The organism is Hephaestia caeni (assembly GCF_003550065.1).
In the GTDB taxonomy this organism is placed as follows: domain Bacteria; phylum Pseudomonadota; class Alphaproteobacteria; order Sphingomonadales; family Sphingomonadaceae; genus Sphingomonas; species Sphingomonas caeni_A.
In genome coordinates this window covers 966,322-978,474 of the sequence record NZ_QXDC01000002.1, presented here as the reverse complement: position 1 = coordinate 978,474, position 12,153 = coordinate 966,322, and the positions used below count along the sequence as shown (strand labels likewise).

Here is a 12,153-nt window from a genome sequence, read left to right as displayed (position 1 = left end):
CACGAGCGAGACGTGATTAGGCAATGCGTTGACTGCAATCGCTACCCACGGTCGGCACGCGAGACCTCCGCCAAATCGGGGCTACGTATATTCCACGATGGCCGCCAGAGTTCCGGACGATCAGGTTTCGGGCGATCCGTCTGCAAGGACACGCCATATCAGGAGACAATCATGGCACAGCCGCTCGAAAATGTCGTTGCCCTCGCCCAGGCGAATATTCGCCTCGGCCTCAAGCTCGCGGAAACATGGCGCGAGAGCGGACAGAAGCTGATCGAATTGGGCACCAAGGGCGCGTCCGAAATCAGCGAGGAAGCCCGCCTCGCCTTGGCGAATAGCGTCTCGACGGAAAAGACCGTTTCGGTCAACAGCGTCAACGGGCATTGGCAGGACATGCTGGCCGAGATCGAGGCCGTGCGTACCACGACCGCGCAAGAGATCGAGACCGCCGTGGGTGACTGGCGCAAAAGCTGGGCCGAGGCATTGACGGTCGAGCCGACGCTTCCGGTTGAGACGCTGTTCAAGCCGTGGCTGGCTCTGGTGGGATCGGCCGCGCCGTCATCGGCTCAGGAAAAGGATGCACCGCCGAAGAAAGGCTGAGGAAGCGTCCATCCGCGCCGCCGCACGCTCAGGCCATGAGATGTTGTCCGCTGTCCACCGGAATGATCGTGCCGGTGATACGGCGGGCAGCGTCGCTGACGAGAAACGCGGCCAAGGCGCCCACATCCTCAATATCGACCAGTTGGCCGGCCGGTGCGGTGGCGGCGGCGCGCTCGAGCAGTTCGTCGAACCGCTCGATTCCGCTTGCAGCGCGGGTCGCGATCGGTCCCGGTGAGATCGCATGGGCCCGGATGCCTTTAGGGCCGAGTTCGGCGGCGACATAGCGCGTGGCGCTCTCCAGCGCGGCTTTCACCGGGCCCATGAGATTGTAATTCTCGACCACGCGCTCCGAGCCGTAGAAGGTAACGCAGAGCAGCGTGCCGCCATCGGTCATCAGCGGTTCTGCAAGTTTCGCCATGCGCAGGAAGCTGTGGCACGAAACGTCCATCGCGAGCGCGAAGCCCTCCGCAGAGGAATCGACGACCCGGCCATGCAGATCCTCGCGCGGCGCAAAGGCGATGGAGTGCAGGAGAAAGTCGAGGCCGCCCCATTCCCGTTCTAACCGTTCGAACAGAGCCTCAAGTTCGCCGGGCTGCCGGACATCGCAAGGCGCCAGCCATTCGACGCCGAGGGCACGCGCGACCGGTTCGACATAGGTCTTCGATTTTTCGTTGAGATAGGTTGCCGCGAGCCGCGCCCCGCAGCGTGAGAACGCTTCCGCGCAGCCGGCGGCGATACTGCTTTCATTGGCGATGCCGACCACGAGGCCGCGCTTTCCTGAAAGATCGATCAGCGGCTTCATGGAGAATGGCTCCCTTCGAATTTGATCAGATTGACGACATGACGGGCAATCACTGCTTCTTCGTCCGTGGGAATGACCCGGACAAGCACCTTGCTTCCTTGCGCGCTGATGATGCTGGCGTTGCGTCCATTGGCTTCAGCGTCGAGGGCAAGTCCCAACCACGACAGGCTCTCGCATATCCGCGCGCGGATCACGGGATCATTTTCGCCGATGCCGGCCGTGAAGACCATGCCATCGAGGCCGCCCAGCGCCGGGATCAGCGCCGCCGCCTGACGGGCCGCATGGCGCACGAACAGGTCGATCGCTTCAGCCGCCTGGGGTGCGTCGCTCGTATGGAGCGAACGCATGTCACTGGATAGTCCGGATACCCCAAGCAGGCCGGACTTCTTGTAGAGCAGCGTCTCCACCTCCTGGGCCGACATCCGCAGTTGTGTCTGAAGGTGAAGGATGACGCCGGGATCGAGCGCGCCGGACCGCGTGCCCATCATCAGCCCGTCGAGCGCGGTAAACCCCATGGTCGTGTCGACGCTCTTTCCCGCGCGTATCGCGCACATACTGGCGCCGTTGCCCAGATGCGCTGCGATCACCCGGCCGCCCACGCGATCTGGGTCGGCCTCTCTCAGACGCTCGGCGATATGTTCATAGGACAGGCCATGGAAGCCGTAGCGCCGCACGCCTTGGTCGTGGAAGGCGCGGGGCAGGGGAAGGCGGGTAGCGAGCGCGGGCAGGTCGTGATGGAAGGCGGTGTCGAAGCAGGCGATCTGCGGCAGATCGGGCGCGAGCGCGCGCAGGGCCCGGACCGCGGCGAGGTTGTGGGGCTGATGGAGCGGCGCGAGGGGGATCAGCGTGTCGAGCGCGTCGAGCAGGGCGTCGTCGAGCAGGCGTGGCGCAGCGAAATACGGTCCGCCATGAACGATGCGGTGGCCGATGGCGATAATCTCCCGGTCGCCGAGCTGCGTGGCGGCCCAGGCGAACAGATCCTCGAGCAGATGCTCGTGCGAGAGGGCGCCATCGTGCGGCCAGTTTCGCTCAAGGATATCGCCGTCGGCATTGCGGGCCCGAAGGCGCGGCGCCGTGCCGATTTCCTCGATCTTTCCGCCGGCATCGAACCGTAGGCTGTCCCCCGAAAGCTCATACAAAGCGAATTTGATGCTGGACGAGCCCGCGTTGAGCGTGACGATCGCCTTCATGCCGGGTGCACCAGCGGACCGGGTGCTGCCTTGGGCGCCGCGCGTGCGAGAAGCACGGCGACCGCGCAGGATGCAAGGCTCGTGCGCAGCGAATCCGCCCTGCTGGTGAGAATGATGGGCACGCGAGCGCCGAGTACGACGCCGGCCGCATCGGCGCCGCCGAGGAAGGTCAGCTGCTTAGCGAGCATATTGCCGGCCTCGAGATTAGGCACCACGAGGATCTCGGCACGGCCGGCAACGGGCGAGACGATGCCCTTCTCCTTTGCGGCCGCTTCGCTGATCGCATTGTCGAAGGCGAGGGGGCCGTCGAGGACGCCGCCCGTGATCTGGCCGCGATCGGCCATCTTGCAGAGCGCGGCGGCGTCCAGGGTCGAGCGGATGGCCGGGTTCACCGTTTCCACGGCGGAAAGGATCGCGACCTTGGGCGCCTCGATGCCGATCACATGGGCAAGGTCGATGGCGTTGCGGATGATGTCCGCCTTGTCTTCGAGGCTCGGCTCGATGTTGATGGCGGCGTCGGTGATGATGAGCGGCGCCGGGTGACCGGGGACGTCCATCACATAGGCATGGCTGATCCGGCGTTCGGTGCGCAGGCCGGTCGCGGAGGGCACGACGGCGCCCATCATCTCGTCGGTGTGCAGCGACCCCTTCATGAGCAGCCGCGCTTCCCCGGATCGTACCAGCTCGACCGCGCGAGCGGCTGCGGCATGGCTGTGGGGCGTATCGATGACCTGGAAGGCGGAAATATCCTTGCCGGCTTCTGCAGCCGCCGCTTGGATGCGCGTCTGCGGTCCCACGAGCAGCGGGACGATGAGACCGGCTTCGGCCGCATTGGCGGTGGCGGTGATAGCGGCCGGGCTGCAGGGATGGACGATGGCGGCCGGCACCGGCTCGCCATCGGCTGTCCGCTCGATAAGCTTGCGATAGCCGTCATGGTCCGCGATCTGCACGTCGGGGAGGGCGGTGCGCGGTCGACGCACCTTCTCGGTCGGCGCGCGGACCTCGGCCTCGCCGGTGATCACGTCCTCGCCCTTCTGGTTGACGCAGCGGCAGTCGAACAGAATGACCTGATGCTCGAGGCGCTTCTCCTTCGCGATGACCGTCGCGGTGATCGTGTCGCCAAGCGCGACCGGCCGGCGGAAGCGCAGGCTCTGCCCAAGGTAGATCGTGCCCGGGCCCGGTAGCTCGGTGCCAAGCACCGCCGATATGAGGCCGCCGCCCCACAGGCCATGGGCGATTACGCGGCCGAACAAATCGCCGGCGGCGAACTCGGCGTCGAGATGCGCCGGATTGACGTCGCCCGAGACCAGCGCGAAGAGCTGGATGTCGCGTTCGCCCAGCACGCGCGTGACGCTGGCGCTGTCGCCCACGACGATCTCGTCGAAAGTCCGGTTCTCGATCATCTCGGGGCCGCTCATCTCAGCGCTCCATCACATAGTGGCCGGGTGCGTCGCAGAGCGGCCGGTAAGCGCCCTCCGGCTGTCCCATGCCCGGTGGCGCGACGCGCTCGCTCGAATGTTCGCCGAGCCAGCGGCCCCATTCGAGCCACCAGGAGCCGTCCTTCGTCTCTGCCTGTTCCAGCCAGTCGTCCGGATCAAGCGCGGGGCCGTCGAGGGAGCGCGTCGAGACATGATACTGCCGATGCGCATGGCCGGGCTCGGAGACGATGCCGGCATTATGACCGCCGCTGGTCAGCACGAACCGGATTTCCGCGCTGGTAAGCCAATGGATCTTGTGGACCGAACGCCATGGCGCGACATGGTCACGCTCGGTTCCGACCACGAACAGCGGCTGGCGCAATGCTGACAATGTGATCGCACGGCCTTCGACCTTGAACCGTCCTTCCGCCAGATCATCTCCGAGAAAGAGCTGGCGCAGATACTGGCTGTGCATCGCATAGGGCATGCGGGTCCCATCTCCATTCCACGCCATCAGGTCCGACATCTCTTCGCGCTCACCCATGAGATAAGTGGCGAGAATTCGTGACCAGATGAGGTCGTTAGAGCGTAATATCTGGAAGGCGCCGCCCATCTGGCTGCTGTCGAGGTAGCCGCGGCTCCACATCATATTCTCGAGCAGGTTGAGCTGGGCTTCGTCGATGAAGAGGCCGAGCTCGCCCGGTTCGCTGAACTCGGTCTGCGCGGCGAGCAGCGTCAGGGTTGCGAGGCGCTCGTCTTTGTCGCGCGCCATCGCCGCGGCGGTGATCGCAAGCAGCGTGCCGCCCAGGCAGTATCCGAGGCCATGGACCTTGTCCGAGCCGGTGATTGCCTGAATGGCTTCGAGAGCGGCCATCGGGCCGAGACGCCGATAATCATCCATGTCGAGATCGCGATCCGCGCTGCCGGGATTGTGCCAGGAGATCGCGAACACCGTATGCCCCTGGTCGACGAGCCAGCGGATCAGCGAATTATTGGGCGAGAGATCGAGAATATAATATTTCATGATCCAGGCCGGCACGATCAGGATCGGCTCGGGGTGGACGGTTTCCGTCGTCGGCGCATATTGAATGAGCTCGATAAGGTGGTTGCGGTAGACCACCTTGCCGGGCGTCACGGCCACCGTCTCGCCAACAGCAAACTGCTCGGAGCCGACGGGCGGCTCGCCGCGGCTCAGGCGTTGTGCATCTTCCCACCAGTGCCGTGTCCCTTCGACAAGGCATCGCCCGCCGGTCTCGATGATCTTGCGCTGAAGCACTGGATTGGTGGCGAGAAAATTGGTCGGCGCGAAGACATCGAGGAATTGTCGCGCCGCGAAATTGACCATGTCCTCATGATGCCGGGAGACGCCGCCGATGCCGGTGGTGGCCGCATGCCACCATTGCTGATTCAGCAGGAAGGCCTGCGCGATCAGGTCGAAGGGTTGCGTGGTCCAAGCGGGATCGACGAAGCGCCGGTCCTGCGGCAGTGGTTCGATCGCTGGCAAAGCCGCGGCGTTTCCTGCTCGCCGGGCGGCATAGTCGGCAATGCGTCCAATCTTGCGAGCTGCCTTGGCTGCAAGTTGCACCTGCTTCCCCGGCGATATCGCGAGGTGCGTGCTCCAGTCCAGAAATGCCTGGGTCATCGTGATGGGCGAGAGACCTGAGGTAAGCTGCGATACAAGGGCGGCTGCCGCACGATCGAGCGTCTGGGTGATCCCGTCCAATGGTTCTGGATTGGAATGGGAAGGGCAAGAGTTTGTCATATCTGCTCCGAAGGCCTGTGATCGGCATGCCGTCCGGACTTGAGCATCGCACTACGTAATATCCGGTAGGTCGTCGACGATAGGCTATACGTCGGTCGTAGCAGGATCACTCGAATTGCTTTGGCTCCGTGCGGCCGGCGCGCGCCTGCTGGTATGAAGGCCCTGCGGATCTCTAGCTTGCGGCTTTAGCGGGTCTGGTCGGCGGCATCTCCGCTGCGCCAAGATCCTCGAACGTCAGGCTCTGGCGCGTAATCCGTCGGCTAGGGTTTTATCGGTCAATTTGGAAGCGGGGCAGAGCCGATCCACCTATGCCGTGATGGAGCAACGGCTATTTGGGCGAACCGTCGTCTCCGCCGTGTCGACTGGCTCGTCGCCGTTCGGCCCGACGCGCCAGGGCGGTATCGATCTCTGGCTTGTTCCAGCGCCTGGCAGGGCCCAGAACAGCCAGGTCCTCGGCGTATGTCACGAAGGTGAATACCTTGTTGGTGATCTCGATCATCAAGGTCTTCATCTCAGTGTCGGAGATGCGGGACAATTGCGTCCAGGGTATCTCGCCATAGGGCGTGACGACTTTGACGTCGCTATAATCGCCGGTGGCGCTGTCCGGCACGGTGCCGGCGTGCAGCGTTTCAAGGAAGCTGTTGCGCACGCATTGCTCGACGAGGGCCAAGGTGAAACGGGTCTTCTCGGCGTCGGAGAGGGTTTCATCGGGCATCGTCGGCTCCGTAGCTGAAGTGGCGTTTCATCAGTGGCCTGATCCGTCGCATAGTCAGCCATTCCTGTCCCATGGTAATTGCTCCGCACTGCTGCGGTGCCTGGGAGCGATTCGCGGGTCCAGCACAGCTCTCGCGGACATAGATGAAGGGTATCACTGGATGTCTGGGTGCCAAAGGCAAGCAAAGTAAAAATATTTATTCAAGTATTTTTGCGTTCGCTGACGTGTGCCATTGCGTTTCATTGTGTGTTGTTGTGTCTCACTCCACTTAACGCCCGCGAGTTTCAAGCGGATGGCTATATTGACGAGCGGTAAAGCCGCCATATAGCTTCAATTTATTGCTCACACGCAAACTATGGAGCGCGGTTCATTCGTGAATCGTGAGGCAGAATTCTATGCCTTGTGATCTGGAAAAGGATGATCGGGAAAGTTGTATTTTATCGTGGCATGAGTGCGGCGATGAACCTGCGCCTGATGCTCTTACCGTCGAGATCGCGACCGCCAATCGCGAAGCGGTCAAGCTCGCCTTGCGTGCGCTTCAAAGCCCGCGCCTGGAGCGCGTCATCCGTTTGCGCTTTGGCCTTTACGATGGTCCTGCTCTGTCGCTCCGTGCCGTGGGCGAGGAGATGGGGGTCGGTTCGGAGCGCGTGCGTCAGATGCAGAACAAGGCGCTTCGCATCATGCGCTTCAAGCTCTCGCGCCTAGCAGAATGGGGAGAACCACCGCCGGATCGTCCAGTGGGAACGTCGCGGACCTCTCTTGCACGCTCTCCGGCTAAGCGACAAAAGAAGCGCAAGAGCGCGGCACCACCGCGCGCAGCGACTCCGCGAAGCTGTGTCCGGTCGCTGCCGGCGCGGCCTCTGCCAAGCCTTGAATTCTCGGACATGTTTGTGGACGTCATATTCTACCTTGCCATCTTTGTGATCTCGATCTTGTTGGGACGGGCGTCCATGGTGGTGCTAGCGCTCATCGTCAGCGGAGGATGAACAACCACGGTGTTGCGGAGGATCGTTACCGATCGGCGCTTTCCGGGCTTACCATATTTCACTTGACATGTGGCCTCATTATTCCCAACTTGAGGCCACATGGCAGCGAAGGAGATGCGCGATGGGCGCTTTGCGCGAGCGGACCGAGGACGGCACCGATACAACACAGACGTGGATCGCGCGCGTCCGCGCGGCTGCGCAGGGATTGCTGGCGCACGGCAATGCCATCGGTCATTATGTCGCGCGTATCGATGAGCATGCGATCGCGACACAGCGTGATACCAAGGACAAGCTGCCGGGCCGGTTGCGCGCATCGTCCGAAACCCCGCAGATCGTCACGGTGCAGGCGCGCGGTGGCGAGCGGGCACAAGCTTATGTGATCATACCGATCGACAAGTTCGCGGAAACGCTCGAGGCGGCCCAGGACGATGAGGACGATTTCGTGCCGATTACGGCGCGCATGCGCATGATCGATGCCGGTGCCGAACTCCCGGTTCTATCGCCGCGTAGGTCGGATCGTCGCCGGCGCTCCGAACGAGCGAGCGTTCCGGCGCTTGCCGGCGAGCGCCACGGCGTCTGACCAAACACTCGCATGTCCTACATTTTGACATCGGGCAGCGTCCTGCGCTTGCTCGCCGCGAACCCCCTCGATCCGCTCACCAAGTGGATCGAGGAGGAACGGGTCCGACCCCTGATCGCGATCACAACGATGGCGCAGGCACTCGATGCTATTCGCATGGACCCGACGGTCGATCCTGCCGATCGCAAGACGCTGGAGCGCCGCTACGACGATCTCGCTCGGGAATTGCGGATCGACAAGCGTGAGTCGGTACTCACTGCGGAATTCGACCTGAAGTCGGCTGAGATCCTGGCAGACCTGCTGAGCGTCGGCGCGGCTGAGGAAGAGATCGGCGAGATGGACCTCGTTGCAGCGGCAATTGCGGTTCAGCACAACATGGATCTTGTCGTCGTCGAGAACAGTGCGGCATGGGAAGCGTTCGCAGCCGCGATCCCTCCGGAGAGCGGGCGGCTGTCGCTGCGCGTCATTTCTCCCGCCGACTGAGCGATGCGACCGCCACGTCCTCGCAGTGTTGCCATATTGGCGTTGACGGGCGGGGGCATCATGGCGCGTTTCACGACGGCGGTGCTCGAGCGGCTGCAAGACTGGCGCAGCGTTCCGGTTGGAGGCAATCCCGCGCGGCTGCCCGTGCGCGAGGCATTCGAAGTGATGGCTGGAACCTCCGCGGGAGCGTTGTGCGTGGCGGGACTGCTCATGGGGCGCACTCCCGCTGAACTAAGCGCGATGTTCGATGAGGAAGGCCCGAAGATCTTTCCTGACCGCGGGTGGCGGGGGAAGCTGCGCTGGGCGTTCAAGGCGAAATACGAGCGGGGACCGCTTGAGGACGCGGTTGCGAGGGCGATGGGTGATGCTGATCCCGAGCTCGGTGAGCTTGATGGGATCGTGGCATTTCCCGCAATCGACGAGACGAACGGCCAGCCGGTTGTGTTCACGAACGTGAACCCGGTTCACCGATCCATAAAGTTGCGCGACGCGGTTCTCGCCAGCGCCTCAGCGCCGACCTATTTCCCTGCTCATCGCATTGCCCAGACGGGTCGTCGCTATGTCGACGGTGGGCTTTATGCCAATGCGCCCGATCTTTGTGCGGTCATGATCGCACGCCAGACGTGGCCGCATCTAGCGCTAAGCGATCTTCATCTGGTCAGCATCGGCACCACGGCGGTTTCGCTGAAAAGCCCCTATGGCGATGACCATCCGGGCGCTGCAGGGCTATTATCCTGGGCAACGCGGCCGCCGGCGCGATTGCTGACTTTGGCGATGCGCAGCCAAACGGACCACGTGATGGACTTACTGCCGCAAATGGATTTGGCCGACTTTATCCGCATCGATGCCCTCCTCGATGCGGCCGAGCAAGAGAAGCTCGAACTCGACAATGCTTCTGCGCATGCGAGGCAAGCTCTGGCGCGGGCCGGGGTCAGTGCAGTTGCAGCGCTCGATTCCGTGGCAAGCCGGCGGTTGCGGACGATCATCGGGCGCCAACGCTGGTCTGCCTGACGAAAGATAGCGGCTATTGGGATTGGGGGCCGGCCTTATGAACCGTCGCGCGTCTGGATGGCCTTGTCGACCATCGCCAATGACCGAGTGAGCCGGTCTTTTAGATCATCCAGGTCGCCAGCGAATTCTGGATCGACATTTTCGAGCATGGTGCCGACAAGCTCGTCAATATGGCGCTTTTCGAAGCTCTTGGCGGTTCGATCGGCTTCGGCGACTGCCTCCATTTCCATAGAATGCGGAAAGCAGGTCACCAGGCCGTCCTCACCGATATCGATGCCAAAGAGGGCGTTGGATAGAACGACGGACTGGACCAGCTTGGGAGGTAGCGTCAGGCTGACGACGATCTGACCATCGGGCGTTTGAAGCCCTGCGAAATAATTTTCGACGCAGGGGCCGAGTGTCTCCCGATCGAACGTCGCCATTTCCTCTGCTTCTTCCTCGTCACGAGCGATACGGAAAAAGGCGGTGAGATCGCTGGGGATCGAGAGGGGGATATTGATCGCGTGGTCCATATGGAACTCCATTGCCAAGCGTCGCCGAGCAGTCCGACAGAGTCTAGGTGCTATGACTGGCCAAGACCAGATCGGTGCGGCGTGGTCAGCGTCGTTGATCAGATATCGATTTCGGCCCAGATCGCAGCGTGGTCGGAGGCGGCGTCGGCCTTTCGCCCGACTTCCGCATAGGGTTCCCAGCGCCGCGGTCGAGAGCCTGGCCACATGCCCTTGCGGCAGAGGCCACCAGCTTGCACTCGGTCGAATAGATCGGGTGAGAGAAGCAGATAGTCGATTTTGTTGATCTCGTTGCACAGATCGTAGGTACCCGGCCAGCCACCGTTGTCGAACGCGGGGTGTGTAAAAATGTCCTGCAGGTCGGTGTCGCTGAGCAAAGGTTTGAGTGGCGCGCTGGCGGGCGTATCGTTCAGGTCGCCGATGATCGCGATGTGCTGCGCGCCGTTGTCGGTGAGCGTCTTGTAGATTTCGGCGATGCGTTCGGCCTGGGCCTTGCGCTTCGCGTTCGAGGCGGCGGTGCCGCCATAGCCCTTGCTCTTGAGGTGATTGACCAGCACGAGCAGCCTCGCACCGCTCGGCGTGGTCACCTCGAACTGCGCGCAGTCGCGCGAGAATACGGGCTGGCCGTTCGGCAGGCAATCGTCGACATGGCTGCGCAGCGTGCCGATCGGATAGCCCTTGCGGCTCATCAGGCCTACATCTATCCCGCGCTCGTCATTGCCGTCGATCAGCATGACGTGGCGGAAGGGCTGACCGCCGAGCGCGGGCAGGATCTCGGTATTGAACGCCGAAAGCACCGGTCGGCTTTCTGCTTCGACTACGCCGAGCACATCGGCTTCAAGGTCCATTATGACTCGCGCGGTGTTGCGCATTGCATGTTCGTTGACCGGCGCGTCACGCAGCTCGAGCGAGCCGACCCAATCGGCGCGGCCGTTTGCGTCGATGACGATTCCACCGGTCGTCGGGCGGCGTAGCAACCCGCCGCGGTTGCGGCGTAGGATAACGAAGGGTCCGGTGTCAGATTTCGCGAGGCCGAGATCGTGCATCAGCTCGACCATTCGGTTCTTATCGCTTTGGGTATAGTCGATCTCGCCGAGAAGGCCGTTCAGCTCGGCGAACTTCTCCAATACCGGGCGCCCTTCCTCCCAGCTGTCGAGGTTCATGGCCTTGGCGCGGTCGAACAGGTTTTCGACATTGTAGACAGCAAGCTTCATGGTGTTCACCCCCTCGCGTTCAATAGTATCGCTGGTGAATGCCGATTAAACGATCGCCATGACATTTCCGGGTTAGTCCGAGCGCATCGAGGGTTAAACATCGAGCATCCAACGTGTGCGGTGGCCGGCAGCTACGGCGATTTCTTTGACGATACGCTGAAGGATCACGTCTTTCAGAACAGGGGTCCATTCGGATTTCACCTCGGGATCACCGATGGTGTCCAGCTCCACGGCAGCTTGTAAGACGGTTGCGGAGACTTCTCTGAAAATGGCGCTGAGGACATGGATGATTGGTTCGTAACGATCGCGACGATCATCGGGAATGAGGTTGAACGTGTCCGCTCGGAGGATGGCCTCCAAAGCGTCTAGATTGAGAGCAGTGATGATGTTCTCGAGTTCGGAGACGGTGATGGCTGTAACGTCATCGGGGTTCTTGTTGAGAAGGGTTTCAAGCCGGGAGGGGGGAATTCCTGTTGCCCTGGCGAGCGAATGGCTTCTCATTGATCTCGTTTCCATCAGGGGCCGGATACGCAGCACTCCGCCCGGCGACCGGCAGGGGGTGCGAAACCTGTTGGCGTCCATTTCGATGCAGGACATTTTAGCCGGACCCCCGGAAAAGGCCTGTTAGTGAGACCAGTCAATCACATGCCTCTATGGCGGGCAAGGCTGTGGGGGTGCGTCTCAATCGGGCTGCAGTGACCGAAAGATACAATTTCAAGCAATTTTTGTTACGCTTTGCTCGTGACTTTTGGCGGGGACAAGCGCGCGTCACGAATCTGAAATGTTCATATGCAGCTGCTCCGAATCGGTACCTGCGTGTCGCGTTGAGAAAGCGATCAGGCTGACTTGCGGGGCGGCGCCAAGGCCGTTCCGTAAGGGCGCGATC

General features: G+C 62.2%; 13 protein-coding genes. 5 read left to right on the top strand and 8 right to left on the bottom strand.

Translation table 11 applies throughout. The annotated features are described in order from the left end of the window. The first annotated feature begins 171 nt into the window (after positions 1 to 171). Positions 172 to 597: a hypothetical protein gene (locus DFR49_RS04480; RefSeq protein ID WP_119034590.1), complete on the top strand. Its 426-nt coding sequence runs from the start codon at positions 172 to 174 to the stop codon at positions 595 to 597. A gap of 28 nt (positions 598 to 625) precedes the next feature. On the opposite strand, the gene fabI is transcribed toward DFR49_RS04480, so the two are convergent. From fabI to DFR49_RS04455, 5 genes are all read right to left on the bottom strand, one after another. Then, positions 626 to 1,399 carry an enoyl-ACP reductase FabI gene (gene fabI, locus DFR49_RS04475; protein WP_119034589.1) on the bottom strand — a complete coding sequence of 258 codons (774 nt, stop codon included), beginning with the start codon at positions 1,397 to 1,399 and terminating at the stop codon, positions 626 to 628. Beyond that, positions 1,396 to 2,589 carry an acetate/propionate family kinase gene (locus tag DFR49_RS04470; RefSeq protein ID WP_119034588.1) on the bottom strand — a complete coding sequence of 398 codons (1,194 nt, stop codon included), beginning with the start codon at positions 2,587 to 2,589 and terminating at the stop codon, positions 1,396 to 1,398. The genes fabI and DFR49_RS04470 overlap by 4 nt, the downstream gene beginning before the upstream one ends. Beyond that, positions 2,586 to 4,007 (bottom strand): bifunctional enoyl-CoA hydratase/phosphate acetyltransferase, encoded by a 1,422-nt coding sequence (locus DFR49_RS04465; RefSeq protein WP_119034587.1) that lies wholly within the window; start codon positions 4,005 to 4,007, stop codon positions 2,586 to 2,588. The genes DFR49_RS04470 and DFR49_RS04465 overlap by 4 nt, the downstream gene beginning before the upstream one ends. 1 nt (position 4,008) lies before the next feature. After that, on the bottom strand, positions 4,009 to 5,769 hold the full coding sequence (locus DFR49_RS04460) for a PHA/PHB synthase family protein (RefSeq protein WP_119034586.1): 1,761 nt from the start codon (positions 5,767 to 5,769) through the stop codon (positions 4,009 to 4,011). A 328-nt stretch (positions 5,770 to 6,097) separates the two neighbouring features. Then, entirely contained in the window at positions 6,098 to 6,484 is a 387-nt protein-coding gene (locus tag DFR49_RS04455) for a hypothetical protein (RefSeq protein WP_119034585.1), read from the bottom strand. 395 nt (positions 6,485 to 6,879) lie between these two features. On the opposite strand from DFR49_RS04455, the gene DFR49_RS04450 reads away from it, so the two are divergent. The 4 genes from DFR49_RS04450 (at position 6,880) to DFR49_RS04435 (ending at position 9,544) form a co-directional block, all read left to right on the top strand. Next, on the top strand, positions 6,880 to 7,470 hold the full coding sequence (locus DFR49_RS04450) for a sigma factor-like helix-turn-helix DNA-binding protein (protein WP_119034584.1): 591 nt from the start codon (positions 6,880 to 6,882) through the stop codon (positions 7,468 to 7,470). Between the two features lie 121 nt (positions 7,471 to 7,591). Further along, positions 7,592 to 8,050 (top strand): hypothetical protein, encoded by a 459-nt coding sequence (locus tag DFR49_RS04445; RefSeq protein WP_119034583.1) that lies wholly within the window; start codon positions 7,592 to 7,594, stop codon positions 8,048 to 8,050. A 48-nt stretch (positions 8,051 to 8,098) separates the two neighbouring features. Beyond that, complete coding sequence (locus DFR49_RS04440; protein WP_147373643.1) at positions 8,099 to 8,533, top strand: PIN domain-containing protein; 435 nt, start codon at positions 8,099 to 8,101, stop codon at positions 8,531 to 8,533. A 3-nt stretch (positions 8,534 to 8,536) separates the two neighbouring features. Then, positions 8,537 to 9,544: a patatin-like phospholipase family protein gene (locus tag DFR49_RS04435; RefSeq protein WP_119034581.1), complete on the top strand. Its 1,008-nt coding sequence runs from the start codon at positions 8,537 to 8,539 to the stop codon at positions 9,542 to 9,544. Between the two features lie 35 nt (positions 9,545 to 9,579). On the opposite strand, the gene DFR49_RS04430 is transcribed toward DFR49_RS04435, so the two are convergent. The 3 genes from DFR49_RS04430 to DFR49_RS04420 form a co-directional block, all read right to left on the bottom strand. Beyond that, positions 9,580 to 10,056, bottom strand: coding sequence for a hypothetical protein (locus DFR49_RS04430; protein WP_119034580.1), 477 nt, complete (start codon positions 10,054 to 10,056; stop codon positions 9,580 to 9,582). A 98-nt stretch (positions 10,057 to 10,154) separates the two neighbouring features. Continuing rightward, positions 10,155 to 11,267 carry an endonuclease/exonuclease/phosphatase family protein gene (locus DFR49_RS04425; protein ID WP_119034579.1) on the bottom strand — a complete coding sequence of 371 codons (1,113 nt, stop codon included), beginning with the start codon at positions 11,265 to 11,267 and terminating at the stop codon, positions 10,155 to 10,157. Positions 11,268 to 11,360: 93 nt separating this feature from the next. Further along, entirely contained in the window at positions 11,361 to 11,849 is a 489-nt protein-coding gene (locus DFR49_RS04420) for a helix-turn-helix domain-containing protein (protein WP_281271753.1), read from the bottom strand. Positions 11,850 to 12,153 lie beyond the last annotated feature (304 nt).